Consider the following 22,851-nt stretch of genomic DNA (forward strand, 5'->3'; position numbering starts at 1 on the left):
CCAGCCACATGACAGAAATGTAATGTTTGATATGTTGTAACATCATGGACATGTTTTTAGAGAGGCGAGGCAGCCTCCAGCGCGACCGAGCAGGGCGTGGAGGTCAGAATAATGTCGCTCCATCCACCTCGGGGGATCCAAGTCCATGCAATTCCAGTTTCTCGCCGGCTGCGCGCTTGCCGTTCTCGGCATTTCGACGGCCGCCCATGCGCAAACCGCATCGGATGACGCCGCCGACGGCTATCATCAGGCGGCCCGTTCCGACATCATCGTCACCGGCATATTGCCGACCCGCCGCCAGGACATGCTGTCCAGCGTCGCCGTGGTCGAAGGCAAGGATCTGACCCAGGCGATCCGCCCATCGATCGGCGAGACGCTGGAACATCAGCCGGGCGTATCCGCCACCTCCTTCGGCCCCAGTGCCTCGCGCCCGGTGCTGCGCGGCCTGCAGGGCGAACGCGTCAAGATGCTGACCAACAGCCTGTCGACCGTCGACGTGTCCAACACCTCGGTCGATCATGCCGTCGTCGTCAATCCGCTGCTTGCCGAACGGATCGAGGTGCTGCGCGGGCCGCAGTCGCTGCTCTATGGATCTTCAGCGATCGGTGGCGTGGTCAACGTCATCGACAAGCGTATCCCCACGGCTATCCCGGATGAGCCGGTCCATGTCGATGCGATCGGCACCTATGGTTCGGCCGCGGACGAGCGTTCGGGCGCGGCCTCGGTCGATGTCCCGCTGTCGGGCGGCTGGGTTGCCCATGCCGATGGCAGCTATCTCAAGAGTGACGATGTCCGCATCGGCGGCCATGCGCTGACGCCAGCACTGCGTGCCAAAGCGCTGGCATCGAGCCTGCTCCCCGCCGAACCGGCGGAAGAAGGCGAGGAAGCGATCGACTTTGCCGGCAATGCCGCGGTCAAGGGCAAGCTGCCCAATTCGGCGGCCAAGACCTGGACCGCCGGCGGCGGCATCGCCTATATCGGCGACACCGGCAATATCGGCATTTCCTACGACCATTATGACAGCCTTTATGGCGTGCCGATCCGCTTCGCGACCCAGCCGGGCGACGAGCAGGAAGCCCCGCGCCTCAGCATGAAGCAGGACAGCGTCAACCTACGCGCCGAAGTGAATGGCGACGGCAATGTGCTGGACAAGGTTTCGCTGCGTCTGGGCTATGCGGACTATACCCATGCCGAGCTGGAGGAAGATGGTTCGGTCGGCACCGCCTTCTTCAGCAAGGGCATGGAAGCCAGGCTGGAACTGACCCAGACCAAGCATGGCGCCTGGCGCGGCGCGACCGGCGTGCAACTGTTCAACCGCGACTTCAACGTGATCGGCGAGGAAGCCTTCCTGCCGAAAAACTCGACCACGCAGGTCGGCGTCTTCACCTTGCAGCAGCTCGATTATGGCGCGCTCAAGTTCGAGCTCGGCGGTCGCTACGAACATACCAGCCTGACTGCCAATCCGCTTGAGGATCAGGAGCAGTTCTTCGCCGGCAAGCGCAGCTTCGACGCCTTCTCCGGCTCGGTCGGTGCCTCCTATGGCCTGACCGACAGCTGGCGCATCGGCCTCAACCTGTCGCACACCGAACGCGCGCCGGCGGCTGAAGAATTGTTCGCCAACGGTCCCCATGCCGGCACCCAGGCCTATGAGGTCGGCAATCCCGACTTCAATCTGGAAAAGGCCAACAGCGTCGAGGCCATCCTGCGCGGCAGCGGCGACAATTACAGCTTCGAGGCGTCGGCCTATCACACCTGGTTCTCGAACTTCATCTATGAGGATCTGACCGGCGAGGAAGAAGATGGCCTGCCCGTCTATGCGTTCAACCAGGCGGACGCCCGCTATTATGGCTTCGAGGTGCAGGGATCGCTGACCCTGGCCAAGCTGGGCGACGGCAAGATCGTCGCTGATGGCCTGGCCGACTATGTCCATGCCAATGTGAAGAGCGTCGGGCCGGCGCCGCGCATTCCTCCGCTCCGTCTGCTCGGTGGCCTGGCCTATCAGGCGACCAAGTTCGACCTGCGCGGCGAAGTCGAGCGTGTCAGCAAGCAGGACCGGGTCGCCGAGTTCGAGACCACGACGCCCGGCTACACCATGGTCAATGCCGAGTTGAATGTTCGCCCCTGGGGCAAGGAACGTCCGCTCAGCTTCGCCCTGTCGGCCAACAACATCTTCGATGTGGTCGCCCGCCGGGCCTCGTCCTTCCTCAAGGACTATGCCCCGCTCACCGGCCGCGACATCCGCGTGACCGCGCGGGTCAGTTTCTGATTTGGATGAACCGGGGCGGGTCGACCGCCCCGGTTCATCGGGCTCAGTTCTCCCTGAGCACCGGATAGAGATGATGATAGGGGCTGCGATCGGGCAGCCGGGCCGAAAGCCAGTCGAGCCGCGCATCGCCATCGGCCGCGAATGCGGCATCAGCGGCCAATTTCGCCTCAAACTCTGCGCGAATCTGCGCATCAGCGGCGAGGAGCGCCTCGGCGATCGGCGCCCGGACGAAGTCCTCCGCCCCAGAAGGCGCCGCCAATATCTCCGGGAAGAAGCCCCAGGCAAGGAAACTGTCCTGGCTTTCCGGCTCCAGCAGCGCGGCCGCCAAAAGGCCCAGCGGCTGATCGGCAGGCACGCGCACCGTGCCGGCTGGCAGCGTTTCAGTCACGGTCTCGTGCCGCAACTTCGTGTCCAGCGGGATGCGCGCGTCGCGCACCGACATCGATTGCGGGTCCACCAGCCGCGCCCGATCGAGCGTCAGCGTGCGCGGCGCGTCCAGCACATCATACTGAATGCCGTGCAGCGTCAGCCGGTCGATCACTTCGGCCTGCCCGGCCGGCACCCACCATGCCTTGGGCAGGCGCACCGTCTCGACCGGTTCCTGGCCGATGATCGGCATCCGCCAGTCGACCGGGCGGCCCAGCCATTTCTGTTCCCTGCGCCCGCTCGCCGGCGAGACATAGGTGTCGAAGGCGATGCCCTTGAACCGCTCGACCCAGCCGATGGGCTGCACGGCGGGCTTCCAGCGGGTCAGCATTTCGGCGGGGCGCGATGCCTGGTCGCTGGCCTTCGCCTGCGCAATCGCTCCGGCATCCTGCCCGGCCAGCTCCAGCGCCGCCTCCAGCAGGACATAGGTGCCCAGCACCCGTTGGCGATAGGGCTTCATCATGTGGTTTTCGACCAGCACGGTCGGGACGCCGATGAAATCGCCATAGCCGGTCGAATAGCGCGGCCCTTCGGGCGCCTGACGGATGCCCTTTGTCGGCTCCCGCGTGTCGATCGGGCTGGGATAGATGGTGGGGATATGGCCAGCCTTTTCCAGTGCTGACGTCACGCTCGGTCCGAAACGGCCCTGCAGCCAGTCTGCGGTGGCGCGATGATAGGCATAGCGGCCCCAGCCGGCATAAGTGAATGTGATGTCATATTGCATGTCGAAGCCGTCGCTGACATGGCAATCGACATAGAGGATCGGGTCCAGCCGACGCAGCAGGCCGATCATCGCCCGGCTTTCGGGCGCGTCCGCTTTGGAATAGTCGCGGTTCAGGTTGATGTTGCGGCTATTGCCGACATAGCCCTTCTCCGCCGGGCCGCGCAGCGCCGGGAAGTTCCAGCGGCTCATCTTCTCATGCCCGTCGATATTATAGACTGGCACGAACACCAGATCGACCTTGTCGAGCAGCCCGTCCTTGCCGCGCAGCGCGATGTCGCGCAGCAGCATCAGGCCGGCATCCTTGCCGTCAATCTCGCCCGCATGGATGCCCGCCTGCACCAGCACGACCGGCTTGCCCGTGCCCGACCCATCTTTGGCCTTGCTGGCCCGCACCAGCAGCATGTCGCGCCCTTCGCCAGTGCGGCCGAAGGTTTCGAGGCTGATGAGGGGCGAGGCCGCATCCAGACGCTTCAACCAGGCCGTAACCTCATCATAGCGCGGCGTGGTGGCAAAGCCGGCCTGCTCGGCCGGCGTGATCCAGGGATCATCCTTGCCGACGACCAGTTTTTCACTTGCCCCCGACCAGGGCAGCGTTGGCGGTAGCACCGACGCGGGTAGACCCGGCAGCGGCGCCTCAGTCGGCTGCTGCGCGATGGCGGTGCCAGCAACACATAAAGCGGCGGCGCCCAGAAGGCGCGTCATGCTCTTGCTCATGTCTCTATCCTTCCGGCTCAGAAGCGGGCGCGCACGCCGACGGTGGCGGTGCGCGGCGTGCCCGGCTGCACCCAGACCGAGCTATAGCTGCTGGCATACCATGTCTCGTCGAACAGGTTGCTGATCGTCCCGAACAGCTCGACACCCTCGATCACATCGACGCTGCCGAACAGGCGGAACAGGGTGTGCGACGGCAGGGTGAAGTCCGTGCCCGTTTCGCCCAGCCGTTCGCCGACATATTGCATGCCTGCGCCCAGTTGGGCCTCGCGCCCGGCCAGTTCGAAATGCTTCGCGACCTGGATGTTGAGAACATGGTCGGGAATGTTGATCAGCCTGTCCCCCGGCAGGATCTGGGTGGCGAAATTGGGATCGTTCACCGCCTCCCGCGCTTCGGCATCGGTATAGGCGTAGCTCAGCAGGACATCGATGTCGCCGGGCAGATGGCCGTTCACGTCCAGTTCGATACCGCGGCTGCGCGCCTTGCCGATCGCGACGGAAAAGCCGGGATTATTATTGTCGCTGGCCAGCACATTGTCCTTGGTCAGCTGATAGACGGACAGGGTGCCGGTCAAGGCACCGCCGAGCGCGGTCAGCTTGACGCCAGCCTCGATCGACTCACTCGTTTCCGGGTCGAAGATATTGTTGAAGAAATCCGCGCCGACATTGGCGCGATAGCCCTGGCCATAGGCGGCATAGAGGGTGATCGGATCGCTGAGGTCATAGACGATGCCGGCCTGCGGGCTGAACCGCTCATATTTGCGGCTATTGTAACGATTGGCCTCCGCAAGCACGCGGTTATCGACCTTCAGCGTCAGATTGTCATAGCGGCCGCCGATGCGGATCTGCAGTCGATCGGTCAGTTCGATCTGGTCCTGCACATAGAAGCCGAAGCTGCGCTGGGTATCCAGACGATTGGTCAGCACCGACGTCGCAGGCAGCGGATATTGGCCATAGACCGGATTGTCGATGTCGATGACATAGCCGGCCTGGTCGCTCGGATTGCTGCTCAGCGCCGGCGGGCGATAGCGGGTGAAATAATTATCATATTCGAACTGGTCGAAATCGCCGCCGATCAGCACCCGATGACGTAGCGATCCGGTCTCGAACTTGCCGGCGACCTCGGCGCGGACCACGCTATGTTCCGCATCATAGCGGCGCGAGCGGCGCTGGCGCGACAGGGAGTGGCCGTCAACGTAGAGTTTCTGGCGCGATGCGGTCTGCTCCGCGTCGGACGAGAAACCGGTCAGCAGCGTGTCGCGATGGCTGGCCCCGACCAGCAGGCTCCAGTCGTCATTGAACTGATGGTCGAGCCGCAACTGGTGGCCGGTGGCGCGCGCCACCGTGTCGCCATCGCCTGGCTCGCCCAGGAAGCGCGAGCGTGGCACGGTGTTGAAGTCATTGTCCAGGACTACGATGCCGCGATCGAACGGCACTTCCACGCGGGTCCATTCGAAATCATAGGTGAGGCGCGTCCGATCGCCGAGCGCGACGCCGATCGAGGGCAGGAAGCCCCAGCGCTTCTGCGAGACATAGTCGCGGAACGTGTCGCCCTTCTCATAATAGCCGATCAGCCGCGCGGTGATGCCGTCGGTCAGCGCCAGATTGGCGTCGGCGTCGGCGCGGAACCGGTCATAGCTGCCATATTGCAGCGTGCCCGTGCCGAAGGTCCGGCCGATTTCGGCCTGCTTGGTCACCAGATTGATCGTGCCGCCCGGCTCGCCGCGCCCGATCAGCGCCGCCGCCGGCCCTTTCAGCACCTCGACCCGCTCGATCCCGGCCACGTCGCGCTGGCCGCCAAAGCCGCGCCCGGCGTTGAAGCCATTGACCAGATAGCCGCTCGGCAGATTTTCATCTCCGGCAAAGCCGCGAATGGCGAAACTGTCCCACAACCCGCCCAACGTATTCTGGCGCGCGACCGAGGCATTCATGTCCAGCGCGTCGGTCAGACGCAGGATATTATTCTGCTGCAGCGTCTCCGCGTCGATCTCTGTGATGGCCTGGGGAATTTCCTTCACGGAGAAATCGCCGCGATAGGCCTGACGCACGCCGTCGACCGTGATGGCACCCTCGCCCTCCGGCACATGATGAACCGCATCGCCGGTCTGCGCCTGGGCTGGAAGCCAGGCCAGGACAGCAGCCAGCGGCAGCGCGCGGGCGATGTGATGGAAGCGACGGGAACGGACGGGCGCAGCGCAGGCGCGCGGCAGGAACTGGATCGACATATTTTCCCCTGAATGAAATGAGACGAAATCTCATTCGCCGCTGCCCCTAGGGTAGGCTCGTCGCACCCGTCAATGGAAATGTTATATTATTTCATTGACAGATTACTGCATCGCCGAAATGGTCCGACGCAACAGCCAAGGAGCCTTGCCCCCATGTCCCTGACCGCCACCGGCCAGCCCATCCTATTGTCCGACGTCCACCTGTCCTATGGCAGCCATCATGTGCTGCGCGGCCTGACCCTGCATGTCCATGCCGGCGAAATCTATGCGCTGCTCGGCGGCAATGGGGCGGGCAAGTCGACCACCATGTCGACCCTGCTGGGTTTTGCCCAGCCCGACAGCGGCATGGTGCTGGTGGCCGGCCATGACCCGGCGGCGCAGCCCGACAAGGCGCGCGAGCAGATCGCCTATGTCCCCGAAAATGTCGCCCTTTACGAGCATCTGACAGCGCCGGAAAATGCCGCCTATCTGCTGGCGCTGGCCGGCCGCCACCCGGCCCCGCAGGAGATTGACGGCGCGTTCGACGCAACGGGCCTGCAGGCACCGGCCTGGGACAAGCGTCTCGGCGGCTTTTCCAAGGGGATGCGGCAGAAGGTGGCGATCGCCATCGCCCTATTGCGCGAAGTGCCGGTGCTGCTGCTCGACGAGCCCTCTTCCGGCCTTGACCCGCGCGCGACCGCCGATTTCAACCGGCTGGTCCACGATGTCGCGCGCAAGGGCGCGGCCGTGCTGATGGTCACCCATGACCTGCTGTCGGCGGCCGACATTGCCGACCGGATCGGCTTCCTCGAATCCGGCCGGATCGTCGACGAGGCATTGGCGCAAGGCACGGACCGCTTCGACGTGCGCGACCTGCACCGCAAGTTCGCGCGGGAGGCCGTTGCCGCATGAGGGCCATCACCCTGATCGCGCGTGACGAATTGCGGCTGATGCGGCGCAACCGCGTCGCCGTCATCGCCTTCGCGCTGCTCGTCCTGCTGACGCTCGCCGCCGCGCTCATCAGTTGGTCGCACCAGAGCGGCATCGCCGAAACCCGCACCCGGTTCCAGGCCCAGGCAGCCGAGGCGTTCGAGGCGCAGCCCGACCGCCACCCCCATCGCATGGCCCATTTCGGCAATTTCATCTTCCGCCCGCTGCCACCGCTCGCTGCCTTCGATCCCGGCGTCGATGCCTTCACCGGCAACAGCATCTTCCTGGAAGGTCATCGCCAGAACAGTGCCAATTTCGGTGATGTCCGCCAATCCTCGCTGCTGGTCCGCTTCGGCCAGTTGACCCCGGCCTTCGTGTTGCAGGTGATTGCGCCGCTGCTGCTGATCTTCCTTGGCTATGGCGCGGTCGCGCGCGAACGCGAACGCGGCACGCTGCGCCAGATGCTGGTGCAGGGTGTGTCCGCCCGCGCGCTTGTCATGGGCAAGCTGCTGGCGCTGGCGCTGGTCGCCGCGCTGGTCGGGCTGCCCGCGCTCATCGCCTTCCTGCTGATCGCGGGCCAACCCGGCGCGCTGGCCGGGCCGATGGCGGTGATCGCGCTTGGCTATGGCGCCTATCTGGCACTCTGGTCGATCATCGTCATCCTTGTCTCCGCGCTGGTAAGGCGCGGCCGCGACGCGTTGCTGGCGTTGCTGGCGCTTTGGGCGGTGCTGGTCATCCTGCTGCCGCGCGTGGCGCCCGACATCGCGGCGCAGGCCCATAGCCTGCCCACCCGCCTGGAAACCGACATCGCCATCCAGCAGGATCTGCATCGCCTTGGCGACGCGCATAATCCTGACGATCCCTTCTTCAACGCCTTCAAGCAGAAGGTGCTGCGCCGCTATGGCGTCGACAAGGTAGAGGATCTGCCGGTCAATTATAACGGCCTGCTCGCGGTCGAGGGCGAGAAGCTGACGTCGGGGCTGTTCGACCACTATGCCGATCGCAGCTTCGCGATCCAGCAGGCGCAGAGCCGGCTCACCGACGGCTTCGGTATCATCAGCCCGGCCATCTCGCTGCGGCAATTGTCGATGGCAGCCGCGGGCACCGATCTTGCGGGCCATCGCCGCTTCCTCGCTCAGGCCGAAGCCTATCGCTTCGCCATGGTCCAGCATCTCAACCAGTTGCAGGCGGATGCCGTCAGCTATGCCGATGACAAGGCCAAGGATGCCGGCGCCGATCAGCGCAAGCGCATCTCTGCCGATCATTGGCAGTCGATCCCGCAATTCCGCTTCATCGCGCCGACCGCCGGCGACCTGGTGACCGCCAGCCTGCCCGGCCTGGGCCTGCTACTCGCCTGGCTGGCACTCGCGCTGCTAGCGCTGCTGCCCGTCGCCCGCCATCTTCAGAAAGCCCGTCCATGACCCTCCTCACCCATGAACTGCGCCTGCTGCTGCGATCACGCATGGCGCTGCTGGCGCTGCTGCTCGTCGCCCTGCTCGCCATCGCCTCGGTCGCTGCCGGCATGACCGAAGTCGCCCGACAGCGCGCCGTCATCGCCCGCATCCAGCCGAAACAGGCACAGGATATCGCCGCCGTCGCGCAATGGGCCGGCAAGACACAGGATCCCGGCAACGCGGCCTATTACAGCTTCCATGCCACCTGGGATGCGCCCGCACCGCTCGCCTTCGTGGCGCTCGGGCTGCGGGACGTCGCACCTTACATCCTGCGTGTCCGCGCGCTGGGGCTGGAAGCACAGCTTTACGATGGCGAGGCGTTCAATCCCGAACTGGCGCTGCCCGGTCGTTTCGATTTCGCCTTCGTGCTCGTCTATCTGACGCCTTTGTTCGTGATTGCCCTGATCCACGACCTGGTCTCGGGCGAGCGGGAAGCCGGGCGGCTGCGGATGCTCGATGCGCTCGCAGGATCGGGACGGCATCTCTGGGCACGGCGTGTGCTGCTGCGTGGTGGCCTGCTGTTTCTCACGCTCGCCCTGCCTGTCAGTATCGGGGCAAGTCTTTCGCATGTGCCGCTGCTGCCGCTGCTGGCGGTGCTCGGCCTCGTCGCCCTCTATCTCGCCTTCTGGATCGGCGTCACGTTGCTGGTAGGACGGCTGCGCTGGAGTTCGGTCACCAATGCCGCGACGCTTGCCGGCCTGTGGCTGCTGCTTACCCTGCTACTGCCGACCATCGCCCATGTCGCGATCAACCGTGCCATCCCGGTCGGCCAGGGCGTGGAACTGACGCTCGCCCAGCGCGAGGCGGTCAACCGCGCCTGGGACATTCCGCGCGAACAGACCATGCAGGCCTTCTATGCCGGCCATCCCGAATGGAAGGACAGCCCGCCGCTAGGCCACGCATTCCACTGGAAATGGTATTTCGCCTTCCACCAGGTCGGCGATGAAAGCGTCGCGCCCAAGGCGAACGCCTACCGCCACGGGATCGAGGCGCGCGATGCTGCCGCCCGTTCGGTCGGCTGGCTGCTGCCCTCGGTCGGCGTACAGGCGCTGCTCGCCCGCCTCGCCGACACCGACATGCAGGCGCAACTGGCCTATCAGGACCGCATCCGCGCCTTTCACACCCGGCTGCGCAATTATTATTATGCCTATCTCTTCACCGACAAGCCGTTCGGGCAGGTCGATTTCGAAGGCGCTCCGCGCTTCGACGATATGTGAGAGACTGTGATGGCCGGGGATGAGGGCGAAATTGCCCGCTTCGCTTCATCCTCGGCGGCAACCATCGACTTGCCGACGCACATACAAGCGCCGGTGCTGGTCTGTGCCTGCAACGGTCAACTACCGATGTTGGATATCTCCAGCCATGCTTCAACGCAAATCGTTGAAATCATGGTGGGCGCGACAGGGATTGAACCTGTGACCCCACCCGTGTGAAGGGTGTGCTCTACCGCTGAGCTACGCGCCCCCTGTAAGGAGGAGGCGGCCTTTCGCATCCGATGCCGGGCCTGTCAAGCGCCGCCTTGCAGCTTTTTGGAAATTATCTCTGTCCAGCGCGTTTGGCCGCATTATACAGGCCCGACCAATATAGATCAGAAAGTGCATCATCCATGCGTCAGACCGTCGCTCTCGTCCTTGCCTCCATGTTCCTGTCCGCGCTCGCCGCCTGCAACACGGTGCAGGGCGTCGGCCGCGACATCGAATCGGTCGGCACCGCCGGCAAGGAAGTCATTCACTGATAACGGGGACAGGGCGGCGTCCTGCCGCCCTGCATCATTGCAGGATGCGTGGAAAGGCCGACTTCTTGCGCAGGCGCACACCGTCGCAATCCGGCTCGCCGCATTCGCACGCCTCGATCGCATAGCGTACGCCACACATCACCAGAACATCCTGGTCGAACGAATAGTTGGCAATACCCGCGCGCTCGACCTTTTCTTGTGCTCTGGCCTTGAGAGTCATGAGTAGCTTCCCTCCATTTGGGACGACCGACAATGATTGCTGCGTTGCACAATGTCAATTCATCGACATTGGTTCCTTAACCGATAGTCAGAAATCGTCCCGCAAATCGCACGTTTCGGCGGCGGCCTCGTGTTTCTACATAGACGCTTGCAGCGCTTGACTGCCGCTCCCATATGCGCGGTCATGAATGACCATAACCGCTCGTCCATGCCGGTCTGGCATGGCACCACCATCATGTCGGTCCGCAAGAATGGAAAGGTCGTCGTCGCCGGCGACGGCCAGGTTTCCATGGGCCAGACGGTGATGAAGCCCAATGCGCGCAAGGTGCGCCGCCTGCATGACGGCAGCGTCATCGGCGGCTTTGCCGGCGCCACCGCCGACGCCTTCACCCTGTTCGAACGGCTCGAAGCCAAGCTGGAACGCCATAATGGCCAATTGATGCGCGCCGCCGTCGAACTCGCCAAGGACTGGCGCACCGACAAATATCTCCGCAACCTGGAAGCGATGATGATCGTCGCGGATAAGGACGTCACCCTGATCCTGACCGGCAATGGCGACGTGCTGGAGCCGCTCGGCGGCGTGGCCGCGATCGGTTCGGGCGGCAATTATGCCCTCGCTGCCGCCCGCGCGCTGGTGGAATATGAGGAAGATGCCGAAACCCTGGCCCGCAAGGCGATGGGTGTGGCGGCGGATATCTGCGTCTACACCAACGACCAGCTCACCATAGAAACGCTCGACAGCGCAGCCTGAGATCCCAAGAAAAGACCATGAACGACAATCTGACCCCCAAAGCCATCGTTGCCGCGCTCGACGCGCATATCATCGGCCAGCATGATGCCAAGCGCGCCGTCGCCGTCGCGCTGCGCAACCGTTGGCGCCGCCAGCACCTGCCCGCCGATTTGCGCGACGAGGTGACGCCCAAGAATATCCTGATGATCGGGCCGACGGGCTGCGGCAAGACCGAAATCAGCCGCCGCCTGGCGAAGCTGGCCGACGCGCCTTTCGTCAAGGTCGAGGCCACCAAGTTCACCGAGGTCGGCTATGTCGGCCGCGATGTCGAGCAGATCGTCCGTGATCTGGTCGAGGAAGCCGTGCGTCTGGAGAAGGACCGCCGCCGCGAAGCCGTGCGCGAAGCCGCGTCGGAAGCCGCCATGGCCCGCCTGCTCGATGCGCTGACCGGCAAGGATGCCAGCGAAGCCACCCGCCTTTCCTTCCGCCAGAAGATCGAGGGCAACCAGATGAACGATGTCGAGGTGGAGGTGGAGGTCGCCGACGCCCCGTCGATGCCGATGGAAATCCCCGGCATGGGCGGCCAGGTTGGCATGATCAACCTCAGCGACATGATGTCCAAGGCCTTTGGCCAGCAACAGAAAAAGCGTCGCAAGATGCGCGTCGCCGATGCCTGGGACAAGCTGGTCGAGGAAGAGCAGGACAAGCGCCTCGACCAGGATGATGTCGCCCGCGTCGCCATCACCAGCGCCGAGCAGAATGGCATCGTCTTTCTCGACGAGATCGACAAGATCGCCGTCAGCGACGTGCGTGGCGGTTCGGTCAGCCGCGAAGGTGTGCAGCGCGACCTGCTGCCGCTGATCGAAGGCACGACCGTCTCGACCAAATATGGCCCGCTCAAGACCGACCATATCCTCTTCATCGCTTCGGGCGCCTTCCATGTGGCGAAGCCCAGCGACCTGTTGCCCGAGCTTCAGGGCCGCCTGCCGATCCGCGTGGAGCTGAAGGCGCTGACCGAGGAGGATTTCGTCGCGATCCTGTCCGACACCAAGGCCAGCCTTGTTGCGCAATATCGTGCGCTGCTGGCGACCGAGGAAGTGACGATCGACCTGACGCCCGAAGGCATCCGCGCGGTCGCGAAGATCGCCGCCGAGGTGAACAGCGAGGTCGAGAATATCGGCGCCCGCCGCCTGCAGACCGTCATGGAGAAGCTGCTGGAGGATGTGAGCTTCGAGGCGGAGGACCGCCGCGGCGAGACGCTGGTGATCGATCAGGCCTATGTCGACAAGCAATTGTCGGCGGTTGCCCATGACACCGACCTCAGCAAATATGTGCTGTAACTGAGCGCCTAGCTTCAGTCCGGGCCTGCCGTTTCTTATGGCAGGCCCGGATCATCTTCCCCCCTGCCCGCCATCATGTCAGCCTCCGCCATGCGATTCGCAGGGAGGGAATATGATCCGCACTTCGGCCTGGCTCTTGGCGAGCCTCAGCATTGCCGCGCTGTCCACCACCGCCGAGGCGCAGACCGCCGCCAAACCGCCCGTCGTGGCAAAGAAGCCGCATGAGGTGAAGGCGCCCTTCGGCGCGACGCGGCAGGATCCCTATTATTGGCTGCGCGACGACAGCCGCAAGAACCCCGAGATGCTCGCCTATCTGGCGGCCGAAAATGCCTATGCCGACACACTGCTGGCGCCGACCAAGCCGTTGCAGGACAAGCTCTACGCCGAGATCACCGGCCGCATAAAGCAGGACGACAGCAGCGTCCCCTATCGCAAGAAGGGCTACTGGTATTACAGCCGCTTCGAGACCGGCGGCGACTATCCGATCGTCGCCCGACGCAAGGGCAGCATGGACGCGCCCGAGCAAATATTGCTCGACGAACCCAAGATGGGCGCGGGCAAGGGCTATTTCGCGATCGGTGGCAAGGAAGTCAGCCCCGACGACAAATTGCTCGCCTATGCCGAGGATCTGGTCGGCCGCCGCCAATATGTGATCCGGGTCAAGGGACTCGCCGACGGCAAGCTGCTGAGCGACGAAATCCCCAATGCCGAACCCGATTTCGCCTGGGCCGATGACAGCAAGACGATCTTCTATGTCGAGAAAGACCCGACCACCCTGCTCGGCAAGCGGGTGAAGGCGCATGTGCTGGGCACGCCCCTCAGCGCCGATCGACTGGTCTATGAGGAGAAGGACGATAGCTTCTACATGGGCCTCAAGAAGACGACGTCGGACAAGTTCATCTGCATCGTCCTGCAATCGACCGTCAGCAATGAGGAACGCTGCGCCCCGTCGGCCAATCCGGCAAGCTTCACGCCGCTCGCCCCGCGCGAACGCGACTTCCTCTACAGCAGCGACAATGTGGGCGGCAAATGGACGATCCGCACCAATTGGCAGGCCCCCAATTACCGGCTGATGACCATATCGGACGCCGATGCCGCCAAGGGCCGCGCCGCCTGGACGGACATCGTGCCGACCAGCGCCAGCGTGTTCATCGAGAATTTCCAGCCCTTCGATAGCTTCTTGGCGATCGAGGAACGGTCGGGCGGCAACAAGCGCCTGCGCCTGCTGACCAAGGGCGGCAAGAGCAGCTTCGTGGAGGCGGACGAACCCGCCTATGCCATGGCGCTCAACGTCAATGCCGAAAGCGGCACGCCCTGGGTCCGCTACACCTATGACAGCTTGCGCACGCCGCAGACCACCTATGAGGTCAATGTCGATACCGGCGAACGCAAGATACTGAAGGTCCAGGAAGTAAAAGGCTATGATCCCGCCAAATATGTGACCGAACGGATCTGGGCGACCGCGCGCGACGGCACGAAGGTGCCGGTCTCGCTCATCTACGCCAAGGGCTTCCAGAAGAATGGCTCGGCCCCGCTCTACCAATATGCCTATGGCAGCTATGGCTATTCGACCGACCCGGCCTTTTCGCCGTTGCTGCCCAGCCTGCTCGATCGCGGTGTCGTCTATGCCATCGCCCATATTCGCGGCGGCCAGGAAATGGGCCGCCAATGGTATGATGACGGCCATCTCAAGAACAAGATGAACAGCTTCACCGACTTCATCGACGTGACCCGCGCGCTGGTGGATCAGGGTTATGCAAAGAAGGGCCGGGTCGCCGCGATGGGCGGCAGCGCTGGCGGTCTGCTGATGGGCGCGGTCGCGAACATGGCGCCGCAGGATTACAAGGTCATCATCGCGCAGGTGCCGTTCGTGGATGTCGTGACCACCATGCTCGATCCAACCATCCCGCTCACCACCGGCGAATATGACGAATGGGGCAATCCCGAGCAGCAGTCCTGGTATGATGTGATGCTCGCCTATTCGCCCTACGACCATGTCGAGGCGAAAGCCTATCCCAGCCTGTTCGTCGGCACCGGCCTATGGGACAGCCAGGTCCAATATTATGAGCCGACCAAATGGGTGGCCAAGCTGCGCGCGACCAAGACCGACAGCAATCCGCTGGTCTTCCGCATCAACATGGAGGCCGGCCATGGCGGCAAGTCGGGCCGTTTCCGCCGCTATCGCGACCAGGCCGAATATAGCGCCTTCGCGCTGGAGCAATTGGGGGTGGCCCAATAGCCAGTCCCCAGGCACATAAATCCGTTCGCTTCGAGCCCTTCGACTGCCTGCTTGCAGCAGGCGCTCAGGATAAACTTCATCGTCTTTAACGATGAAGTTGAGAAGCCGAAAGCACGGCGCTCGCGTTTCTCGACACGCTCGAAACGAACGGACAACTGATTAAAAGTCAGTAGGTCAGTAGCTGCGGCCCACCAGCACCCGCTCCACGGCGGTGCCGCCGGTGAAGATGCAGGCGCCATCGGCCGCTTCCGCATCGGTCGGCACGTTGCGCAGGGTGAGCTTCTCGCCCTTCAGCCACTGCACGACCTTCTCCAGTTCCGGGCCGGTCGGCTTGGCCCACTGGACCAGCGCCCAGCCGGGGTTCTTGCTGGCCTTGAAATAGGCCTTGAGTGCGTCGAGATCGGTGATCGACTTGTCGATATTGCCGTCCAGACGCGCCTTCGCGTCAGCGAACAGCGACGTCTGGATATCCTCCAGCATCGCAGTTGCGCCAGCGACGAAATCGCCCTTGGCGACGATCTGGCTGTCGAGCTTGCCATCCTCGCGATAAAGGCGATCGCGGCGGATGACGGAGACATTGCCACCGGCAACGTCACGACCGCCAACCTCGATCACGATCGGCGCGCCCTTCTTGACCCAGCCCCAGCGCTTGGTCGCGGCCTTGGACGGGCGCTTGTCGAGCAGCGCGCGGACCGGCTCGCGGAACACGTCCAGGCCATTCAGCTGGTTCACCAGATCGGTGCAATAATCGACGATCGCGGCGTCTTCCTCGGTATCGCGCAGCATCGGCACGACCACGACCTGATAGGGCGCGACGCGCGGCGGCACGCGCAGGCCGTCATCATCGCCATGGACCATGATCAGGCCGCCGATCATGCGGGTCGACATGCCCCAGCTGGTGGTCTGGGCCAGTTCCTGCTGCCCTTCGGCATTCTGGAACTTGATATTCTGCGCCTGACTGAAGGTCGTGCCCAGGAAATGCGAGGTGCCGGCCTGCAGAGCCTTGCCGTCCTGCATCATCGCCTCGATCGAATAGGTCGCGACGGCGCCGGGGAAACGCTCATTCTCCGGCTTCTCGCCCGCGACCACCGGCAGGCCGACACATTCCTCGGCGAAGCTGCGATAGACTTCGAGCATCTTCATCGTCTCTTCCATCGCCTCGTCGACGGTCGAGTGCGCAGTATGCCCTTCCTGCCACAGGAATTCGCTGGTGCGCAGGAACATGCGGGTGCGCATTTCCCAGCGGACGACATTCGCCCACTGGTTGATCAGCACCGGCAGGTCGCGCCAGCTCTGGACCCAGCGGCTGAAGGCTGCGCCAATCACGGTTTCCGATGTCGGGCGAACGACCAGCGGCTCTTCCAGCTTCGCTTCGGGATCGGGCACCATCTTGCCGTCCTTCTGGATCAGGCGGTGATGGGTGACGACCGCCATTTCCTTGGCGAAGCCGTCGACATGCTCGGCTTCCTTCTCGAAATAGGAGAGCGGAATGAACAGCGGGAAATAGCAATTTTCGTGGCCGGTCTGCTTGATCCTCGCATCGAGCAGGGTCTGGATCCGTTCCCAGATGCCATAGCCCCAGGGACGGATCACCATGCAGCCGCGCACGCCGCTTTCCTCGGCCATGTCGGCTTCGGTGATGACGGCCTGATACCAGGCAGCGAAATCCTGTTCGCGGGTAACGTTAAGGGCGTGTTTCACGGGGTCTGTCGCCTGTCTAGAAGTGGATGGGGCGCCATAGGCCAGACCCGCCATCCCTGTCGACCCCCAAGCATCGCGCCGGGCGGGGTTCAGTCGGCGTCGGCGCCCAGTCGTTCCAGCCAGGCCTTCGCCTGCTTGGGCTCGCCCACCGCATCGGCCGCCGGCTTGCCGCGCGCGGCCAGAAACTCTTGGTGCAAGTCAAAGCCTTCGAGACCCAACTGCTCTCGCAGCCGATCTATATCAGCTGCCAGCTCTTCCAGTTGGTCCACCATGGACCTGGCGTTTTCACGCGTCCATCGGTCACTGTTATGGCCAAACAGGCCCCAGCGCCCGGCAGCGGTCACGCGCAGCGCCGCAATCAGCGCCGCGCGATATTCCTCTTCCAGCTCCGCCCGGCGGATATCCAGGCGCTCCAGTCTATCCGCCTTGGCCATGTTGGATCAGCTCAGCTTGTCGATCTTCGCATTGAGCGCAGCCAGTTGCGCCTTCAGGACGGCGATCTCGTCATCCTTGCTTTCTTCGGTCGCCGCCGGGGTCGGGCTGGGCGTGGCGCCCGGCATGCCCGGAACGCCATTGCCGAACGCGCTCGCCGCGGCCTCGAACATCTGCATGTTGCGCTTGGCGATCTCGGCCAGCGGGCCGCCACCAAAGGCGCCCTTCATGGCTTCCTGGAACTGCTGCTGGTTCTTGCGGAAGGCGTCCATCGACGCTTCGAGATATTGCGGCACCATCGACTGCATGGAATCGCCATACATGGCGATCAGCTGGCGCAGGAAGTTGACCGGCAGCATGTTCTTGCCACGCTGTTCTTCTTCCATGATGATCTGGGTCAGGACATTATGGGTGATGTCCTCGCCGGTCTTCGCGTCGACGACGACGAACTCGCGCCCCTCGCGGGTCATCTGCGACAAAAGGTCCAGCGTGATATAACTTGAAGTTTCGGTGTTATAGAGCCGCCTGTTAGCGTACTTCTTGATAACCACCGGTTCGGATTCATTAGCAGCCTTCGATTTGGCCATGCCTGTCTCTCCCTCACCTGCTCATCCCGCATTAGCACAGGGCGATGCCGCGCCGCAACATGGCCCGCGTCCTTTACCCCTTTTTCTCAACATTTTATGGCGCGAAACGGAGCATGATCCTGATTTGCGTCGCCGCGCCTTCATCGGCCTGCGTCGCTATCAGGAGGCGCAGCGTCCGTCCCCACCACCACCATGCCCCATCGCCGCAACGGCGGGCAATGCCCGGCTGCTGCGGTATCAGGCTGATTTGGCACCGGAAAACGATCGGGCACCGGTCGTCTTTATCCCCTCCCTGATCAACCCACCACAGGTGCTGGACCTGTCGGAAAGCCGCTCCATGCTGCGCCACATGGCCGCAGCGGGCCATGACGCCTATCTGGTCGATTGGGGCGCGCCGACGGCCGCCGACCGCAGCCTCGGCCTCGACGGCCATGTCACCGACCGGCTCATCCCGATGCTCGCTGCATTGCGGCGCCCACCAATCCTGGTCGGCTATTGCCTGGGCGGCACGATCGCCATTGCAGCCGCAGCATTGCACCGGGTCACCGCACTGGCGACGATCGCCTCGCCCTGGGACTTTGCCGGTTTCCCGGCCGCCGACCTTGCCGAGATTGCCGCCCTGTGGCGCGGTGCGAAGCCGGTGTGCGACCGGCTCGGCTATGTGCCGATGGAGGCGCTGCAGTCAGGCTTTTGGGCGCTCGATCCGCAGCGGACCGTGCAGAAATATGCGGCCTTCGCCGACATGACACCCTGTTCCGACCAAGAACGCGCCTTCCTGGCGGTCGAGGACTGGGCCAATGAGGGCGCACCGCTCACCTATGCCGCCGGGCAGCAATTGTTCGAGATGCTCTATGCGGCAAATGCGAGCGGGCGAAACGAATGGCACATCGACGGGACCGTCATAGACCCGGCCTCGCTCCCCTGCCCTAGCTTGTCGATCGCTTCTGCAACCGATCGAATCGTACCCGCCACAGCCGCCCCATCCCTTACGGAAAGCCGGATATTGAACCTTGGCCATGTCGGCATGATATTGAGCCAGCGGGCACCCGACATGCTTTGGCATCCGCTGTCCCTTTGGCTTTCCCGCCATGGCGGATGATGTTATGTGCGCCTGCGAAAACAACATTACCACTAGTGAGGATCGAGCCTTTGTCAGACATCGTCATTACCGCCGCCAAGCGTACCGCCGTGGGCAGTTTCATGGGCGCCTTCGGCACGACTCCGGCACATGAACTGGGCCGCCAGGCCATCCTCGCCGCGCTGGCACAGGCCGCCGTCGCGCCTGAAGAAGTGGACGAAGTGATCCTGGGCCAGATCCTCACCGCCGGCCAGGGCCAGAACCCCGCCCGCCAGGCCGCCGTCAACGCCGGCATCCCGGTCGAGCGCACCGCCATCGGCCTCAACCAGCTATGCGGATCGGGCCTGCGCGCCGTCGCGCTCGCGGCGCAGGCGATCAAGGCCGGTGATGCCCGCATCATGGTCGCCGGTGGCCAGGAAAGCATGTCGCTCGCCCCCCATGCCCAGATGCTGCGCGGCGGCACCAAAATGGGTCCGGTCAGCTTTGTCGACACGATGATCCATGACGGCCTGACCGACGCGTTCCAGGGCTATCATATGGGCATCACCGCCGAGAACCTGGCCGAGAAATATCAGATCAGCCGCGAGGCGCAGGACGAATTCGCCGTCGCCAGCCAGAACAAGGCCGAAGCCGCGCGCGCATCGGGCCGCTTCGCCGATGAAATCCTGCCCGTGACGATCAAGGGTCGCAAGGGCGACACGATCGTCGACCAGGACGAATATATCCGCGCCGGTGCCACGATCGAGGCGCTTCAGGGCCTGCGCCCCGCCTTCAAGAAGGACGGCACCGTGACCGCCGGCAATGCCAGCGGCATCAATGACGGCGCCGCCGCGCTGGTGGTGATGAGCGCCGACGAAGCCGCCAAGCGCGGCGCCACCATCCTGGGCCGCATCGCCAGCTTCGCCACCTGCGGCGTCGATCCGTCGATCATGGGCATCGGCCCGGCCCCGGCCAGCCGCAAGGCGCTGGAAAAGGCTGGCTGGTCGGTCGCCGACCTCGACCTCATCGAAGCGAACGAAGCATTTGCCGCGCAGGCGCTGGCCGTGGGTCAGGAACTGGGTTGGGATCCGGCCAAGGTCAACGTCAATGGCGGCGCGATCGCGATCGGCCACCCGGTCGGCGCATCGGGCGCGCGCGTGCTGACCACTTTGCTCTATGAAATGGCCAAGCGCGACGCGAAGAAGGGCCTGGCCACCCTGTGCGTCGGCGGCGGCATGGGTGTGTCGATGTGCATCGAGCGCTGAGCGCCATCCATTAGATAGTGAAGGGGCGCCGGTCTTGTGATCGGCGCCCTTTTTGCTGTTAGAGCCCGTACCAGCCCGCTCCCCCGCCCAACCACCCGACAGGATGACACTGGATCGGGCGGTTGGGCGGGGGAGCGGGCCGGAACCGGTTTTTCTAAAACAGACTCTCAGGCCCAGATGCGGTCGAACCGTTTGCCCAGGCCCGTCAGCAGCTCATATTGCGACAGTCCCGACGCCTGGGCTGCCTGCGGCAGATCATAGTCGATCGTCAGCCAGTCGCCCTCCGCGACATCCGGGCGCGCGCCGACATCCACTGCCAGCAAGTCCATCGACACCCGGCCCAGCACCGGCAGGCGGATGCCATCGACCAGCGCCGCACCGCGCCCCGAAAAGCCGCGCAGATAGCCGTCGGCATAGCCGATGTTGAGAATCGCGATCTCCAGATCGCGCTCGGCCCGATGGGTCGCGTTATAGCCGATCGTGTCGCCGGCGATGACCGCGCGACGCTGCAATATCTGGGCCTGTGGCTGCACGACCGGGCGGAGATGCGGCGCAGCATCGGGATGCGGCACGCCGCCATAAAGGGCGATGCCCGGCCGGGTCAGGTCGAAACCATAGTCCGCGCCCATGCAGATGCCTGCGCTGTTGGCGAGACTGTAGCGCTGCGCGGGCACTGCGGCCAGAACATCCCGGAAACGGGCCAGTTGCGTCGGGTTGAGATCGCTGTCCTCGTCCGCAGATGCGAGATGGCTGAGCAGCGTGACGATCTCCAGCCCCGAAACCAGTTCGCTTAGGTCGGCGCGCCAGTCGAGGCCCAGCCGGTTCATGCCGGTATCGATCATCAGGTCGCAGGCGCCGCCACCTGCCGCCTTCCAGCGCGCAACCTGACCCGGCGTACAGAGCACCGGCCGCGCCCGTGAGGCCAGCGCCTGCGCCATATCCTCGTTGCGCACGCCATGCAGGACCGCGAAGTTCACACCGTCCATCTGTGCTTCGAGCGCCGCCGCCTCGCCCCAGTTGGACACGAAGAAATCGCGGCAGCCCGCGCTTTTCAACCGCTGCATGACGCCGGCCGCGCCCAGGCCATAGCCATCGGCCTTGATCGCCGCGCCGCAGGCCGGGGCGCCGCCCTGCCGCGCCAGCCAGCGCCAGTTGGAAAGCAGCGCATCGCCATCGAGGCGCAGGCGGAGCGGAGCGATATAGCCAGTCATTGCCCGCAGCCGATAGCGCGCCCGGGCTCAGGCGTCGAGGGGGCGTCCTTTCGTTTCCGGCAAGGCGACAAGGCAGGTGACCAGTGCCAGTGCCACCACCGCGATCGTGTACCATAGGCCGGCATAGGGATCGCCGGTGCGCGCGACGATATATTGGCTGACCAGCGGCAGGAAGCCGCCAAAATAGCCGGTGCCGATATGATAGGGGATGGAGAGCGAGCTGTAGCGGATGCGCGCCGGGAAATATTCCGACAGAAGCGCCGCGACCGGGCCATAGGTCGCACCCGACAGGGTCCAGAGCAATAGCAACGCAGCGAACAGCATCAGCGCACGCGGCCAGTCGGGGCGGACAACACCGAAATCATAGCCCTGCGCCGTCAGCGCGTCATCGATCCCGTCACTGCTGAGGTCCGCCACGGCCACGCCGCCGATGCTGACCGCCGGGGCCGCACCGCTGCGCTTGTCATAGGGGATGCCGCGCTTGGAAAAATGATCGAGCAGCTTGCCGCAGGCGGTCGGCTGAATCTTGGCGAAGGGATCGAAACGGCAATCGGCGCCGCTCACCACTACCGGTGCCCGCTCCGCCGCCTGCGTCAGCGCCGGGTTCGCGGTCGCGCCCATGAACTGGTAGAGCGGCATGACCAGCAGCAGCACCAGCGCATAGCCGATGACGATCGGCTTCTTGCGCCCGACCCGGTCGGACAGCCAGCCGAAGAAGATGAAGCTCGCCATGCCGGCAAAGGCGCTGCCGCCGACCAGCAGTTGCGCGATGCCCGGTGCGACATGCAGGCCGCTCTGCAGGAAATAGAGCGCCTGGAACATCACCGTATAGGCAATCACGGTGAAACCCGCCGCGATGCCGATCATCGCCACCAGCATCCGCTTCCTGTTGCCTGGTGCGGTAAAGGCTTCCTTCAGCGGGTTCTTCGCCTGTTGCCCGGCCTTCTTCATCGCCGTGAAGACCGGGCTTTCGCGCAGCATCAGCCGCATCCACAGCGAAATGGCGAGCAGCGCCAGCGAGAAGATGAAGGGAATGCGCCAGCCCCAAGCGTCCCAGACCTCCATGCCGACGATCCATTGCGTGCCGACCACGACGATCAGCGACAGGATGAAGCCGCCGATCACCCCGGCCTGGATGAAGCTGGTATAGAAGCCGCGCTTTCCGACCGGCGCATGTTCGGCGACATAGATCGCCGCCCCGCCATATTCGCCACCCAGCGCCAGCCCCTGCGCGATGCGGAGCAGGATCAGGATGACCGGCGCGGCGACGCCGATGCTGGCTGCCGACGGGGTCAACCCGACGCCCGCCGTCGCCAGCCCCATCAGGACGATGGTGGCCAGGAACGTATATTTGCGCCCCAGCCGATCGCCCAGATAGCCGAACAGCATCGCACCGAGCGGCCGGAAGCCGAAGCCGATCGCGAAGCCGGCGAGCGAATAGAGCAGTTCCACGGTCGGATTGTCGGTCGGGAAGAAAGTGCGGCCGATGATCGGCGCCAGCACGCCATAGATGTAGAAATCATACCATTCGAACACCGTGCCGAGCGCCGAAGCGGTGATGATCAACCGGTCCCGCTTCGCATCCATCACATAGTCGCCCCCGACCGCCTGCGTCATCCC

18 protein-coding genes and 1 tRNA gene are annotated in these 22,851 nt (G+C 64.2%); 10 read left to right on the forward strand and 9 right to left on the reverse strand.

Going from position 1 to position 22,851, the window contains the following annotated elements; genetic code table 11:
• Positions 1-145: 145 nt before the first annotated feature.
• The gene (locus tag HH800_RS09985) at positions 146-2,266 is read left to right on the forward strand and encodes a TonB-dependent receptor (protein WP_169860956.1); all 2,121 of its coding nucleotides are present in this window, start codon (positions 146-148) and stop codon (positions 2,264-2,266) included.
• A 43-nt stretch (positions 2,267-2,309) separates the two neighbouring features.
• Here the strand turns inward: HH800_RS09985 and HH800_RS09990 are convergent, their stop codons facing one another.
• On the reverse strand, positions 2,310-4,130 hold the full coding sequence (locus HH800_RS09990) for a M14 family metallopeptidase (protein WP_169860957.1): 1,821 nt from the start codon (positions 4,128-4,130) through the stop codon (positions 2,310-2,312).
• A 17-nt stretch (positions 4,131-4,147) separates the two neighbouring features.
• Positions 4,148-6,352 (reverse strand): TonB-dependent siderophore receptor, encoded by a 2,205-nt coding sequence (locus tag HH800_RS09995; RefSeq protein ID WP_169860958.1) that lies wholly within the window; start codon positions 6,350-6,352, stop codon positions 4,148-4,150.
• Between the two features lie 153 nt (positions 6,353-6,505).
• On the opposite strand from HH800_RS09995, the gene HH800_RS10000 reads away from it, so the two are divergent.
• The 3 genes from HH800_RS10000 to HH800_RS10010 are packed head-to-tail and all read left to right on the forward strand — an operon-like array spanning position 6,506 to position 9,932.
• On the forward strand, positions 6,506-7,243 hold the full coding sequence (locus HH800_RS10000; protein WP_169860959.1) for an ABC transporter ATP-binding protein: 738 nt from the start codon (positions 6,506-6,508) through the stop codon (positions 7,241-7,243).
• Positions 7,240-8,682 (forward strand): ABC transporter permease, encoded by a 1,443-nt coding sequence (locus HH800_RS10005; protein ID WP_169860960.1) that lies wholly within the window; start codon positions 7,240-7,242, stop codon positions 8,680-8,682. Before HH800_RS10000 ends, HH800_RS10005 begins: the two co-directional genes overlap by 4 nt.
• Entirely contained in the window at positions 8,679-9,932 is a 1,254-nt protein-coding gene (locus tag HH800_RS10010; protein WP_169860961.1) for a DUF3526 domain-containing protein, read from the forward strand. The genes HH800_RS10005 and HH800_RS10010 overlap by 4 nt, the downstream gene beginning before the upstream one ends.
• A gap of 172 nt (positions 9,933-10,104) precedes the next feature.
• Here HH800_RS10010 and HH800_RS10015 read toward each other — a convergent pair.
• A tRNA-Val gene (locus HH800_RS10015) sits at positions 10,105-10,179 on the reverse strand.
• 142 nt (positions 10,180-10,321) lie between these two features.
• Here HH800_RS10015 and HH800_RS10020 point away from each other — a divergent pair.
• Positions 10,322-10,450, forward strand: a complete 129-nt coding sequence (locus HH800_RS10020; RefSeq protein ID WP_046989731.1) for an entericidin A/B family lipoprotein — start codon at positions 10,322-10,324, stop codon at positions 10,448-10,450.
• 34 nt (positions 10,451-10,484) lie between these two features.
• On the opposite strand, the gene HH800_RS10025 is transcribed toward HH800_RS10020, so the two are convergent.
• Positions 10,485-10,670 carry a hypothetical protein gene (locus HH800_RS10025; RefSeq protein WP_004207213.1) on the reverse strand — a complete coding sequence of 62 codons (186 nt, stop codon included), beginning with the start codon at positions 10,668-10,670 and terminating at the stop codon, positions 10,485-10,487.
• 183 nt (positions 10,671-10,853) lie between these two features.
• Between HH800_RS10025 and hslV the strand changes: the two genes are divergently transcribed.
• From hslV to HH800_RS10040, 3 genes are all read left to right on the forward strand, one after another.
• Positions 10,854-11,420 (forward strand): ATP-dependent protease subunit HslV, encoded by a 567-nt coding sequence (gene hslV, locus HH800_RS10030; protein ID WP_004207214.1) that lies wholly within the window; start codon positions 10,854-10,856, stop codon positions 11,418-11,420.
• Between the two features lie 17 nt (positions 11,421-11,437).
• Entirely contained in the window at positions 11,438-12,739 is a 1,302-nt protein-coding gene (gene hslU, locus HH800_RS10035) for an ATP-dependent protease ATPase subunit HslU (protein WP_037506705.1), read from the forward strand.
• A 112-nt stretch (positions 12,740-12,851) separates the two neighbouring features.
• Positions 12,852-14,978: a S9 family peptidase gene (locus tag HH800_RS10040; protein WP_169860962.1), complete on the forward strand. Its 2,127-nt coding sequence runs from the start codon at positions 12,852-12,854 to the stop codon at positions 14,976-14,978.
• A 174-nt stretch (positions 14,979-15,152) separates the two neighbouring features.
• Here the strand turns inward: HH800_RS10040 and proS are convergent, their stop codons facing one another.
• The 3 genes from proS to phaR all read right to left on the reverse strand — a co-directional run bounded on the left by proS (position 15,153) and on the right by phaR (position 17,698).
• The gene (proS, locus tag HH800_RS10045) at positions 15,153-16,679 is read right to left on the reverse strand and encodes a proline--tRNA ligase (protein WP_169860963.1); all 1,527 of its coding nucleotides are present in this window, start codon (positions 16,677-16,679) and stop codon (positions 15,153-15,155) included.
• Positions 16,680-16,768: 89 nt separating this feature from the next.
• Positions 16,769-17,113 (reverse strand): hypothetical protein, encoded by a 345-nt coding sequence (locus HH800_RS10050; RefSeq protein ID WP_037506702.1) that lies wholly within the window; start codon positions 17,111-17,113, stop codon positions 16,769-16,771.
• Positions 17,114-17,119: 6 nt separating this feature from the next.
• On the reverse strand, positions 17,120-17,698 hold the full coding sequence (gene phaR / locus HH800_RS10055) for a polyhydroxyalkanoate synthesis repressor PhaR (RefSeq protein ID WP_017502180.1): 579 nt from the start codon (positions 17,696-17,698) through the stop codon (positions 17,120-17,122).
• A gap of 124 nt (positions 17,699-17,822) precedes the next feature.
• Here phaR and HH800_RS10060 point away from each other — a divergent pair, with 124 nt between their 5' ends.
• Positions 17,823-18,797: an alpha/beta fold hydrolase gene (locus HH800_RS10060; protein WP_169860964.1), complete on the forward strand. Its 975-nt coding sequence runs from the start codon at positions 17,823-17,825 to the stop codon at positions 18,795-18,797.
• 50 nt (positions 18,798-18,847) lie between these two features.
• Complete coding sequence (locus HH800_RS10065; protein WP_004207221.1) at positions 18,848-20,020, forward strand: acetyl-CoA C-acetyltransferase; 1,173 nt, start codon at positions 18,848-18,850, stop codon at positions 20,018-20,020.
• A 167-nt stretch (positions 20,021-20,187) separates the two neighbouring features.
• Here HH800_RS10065 and alr read toward each other — a convergent pair whose 3' ends face one another.
• Entirely contained in the window at positions 20,188-21,231 is a 1,044-nt protein-coding gene (gene alr, locus HH800_RS10070) for an alanine racemase (protein ID WP_169860965.1), read from the reverse strand.
• 27 nt (positions 21,232-21,258) lie between these two features.
• Positions 21,259-22,848 carry an MFS transporter gene (locus tag HH800_RS10075; RefSeq protein WP_169860966.1) on the reverse strand — a complete coding sequence of 530 codons (1,590 nt, stop codon included), beginning with the start codon at positions 22,846-22,848 and terminating at the stop codon, positions 21,259-21,261.
• Positions 22,849-22,851: the final 3 nt, after the last annotated feature.

Source organism: Sphingobium yanoikuyae (assembly GCF_013001025.1).
In the GTDB taxonomy this organism is placed as follows: Bacteria; Pseudomonadota; Alphaproteobacteria; order Sphingomonadales; family Sphingomonadaceae; genus Sphingobium; species Sphingobium yanoikuyae_A.

Excerpts from the sequence above, each read along its gene's own strand:
- HH800_RS09985 (WP_169860956.1), top strand. The coding sequence starts at position 146 with ATGCAATTCCAGTTTCTCGCCGGCTGCGCGCTTGCCGTTCTCGGCATT.
- HH800_RS09990 (WP_169860957.1), bottom strand. The coding sequence starts at position 4,130 with ATGAGCAAGAGCATGACGCGCCTTCTGGGCGCCGCCGCTTTATGTGTT.
- HH800_RS09995 (WP_169860958.1), bottom strand. The coding sequence starts at position 6,352 with ATGTCGATCCAGTTCCTGCCGCGCGCCTGCGCTGCGCCCGTCCGTTCC.
- HH800_RS10000 (WP_169860959.1), top strand. The coding sequence starts at position 6,506 with ATGTCCCTGACCGCCACCGGCCAGCCCATCCTATTGTCCGACGTCCAC.
- HH800_RS10005 (WP_169860960.1), top strand. The coding sequence starts at position 7,240 with ATGAGGGCCATCACCCTGATCGCGCGTGACGAATTGCGGCTGATGCGG.
- HH800_RS10010 (WP_169860961.1), top strand. The coding sequence starts at position 8,679 with ATGACCCTCCTCACCCATGAACTGCGCCTGCTGCTGCGATCACGCATG.
- HH800_RS10020 (WP_046989731.1), top strand. The coding sequence starts at position 10,322 with ATGCGTCAGACCGTCGCTCTCGTCCTTGCCTCCATGTTCCTGTCCGCG.
- HH800_RS10025 (WP_004207213.1), bottom strand. The coding sequence starts at position 10,670 with ATGACTCTCAAGGCCAGAGCACAAGAAAAGGTCGAGCGCGCGGGTATT.
- hslV (WP_004207214.1), top strand. The coding sequence starts at position 10,854 with ATGAATGACCATAACCGCTCGTCCATGCCGGTCTGGCATGGCACCACC.
- hslU (WP_037506705.1), top strand. The coding sequence starts at position 11,438 with ATGAACGACAATCTGACCCCCAAAGCCATCGTTGCCGCGCTCGACGCG.
- HH800_RS10040 (WP_169860962.1), top strand. The coding sequence starts at position 12,852 with ATGATCCGCACTTCGGCCTGGCTCTTGGCGAGCCTCAGCATTGCCGCG.
- HH800_RS10050 (WP_037506702.1), bottom strand. The coding sequence starts at position 17,113 with ATGGCCAAGGCGGATAGACTGGAGCGCCTGGATATCCGCCGGGCGGAG.
- phaR (WP_017502180.1), bottom strand. The coding sequence starts at position 17,698 with ATGGCCAAATCGAAGGCTGCTAATGAATCCGAACCGGTGGTTATCAAG.
- alr (WP_169860965.1), bottom strand. The coding sequence starts at position 21,231 with ATGACTGGCTATATCGCTCCGCTCCGCCTGCGCCTCGATGGCGATGCG.
- HH800_RS10075 (WP_169860966.1), bottom strand. The coding sequence starts at position 22,848 with ATGACGCAGGCGGTCGGGGGCGACTATGTGATGGATGCGAAGCGGGAC.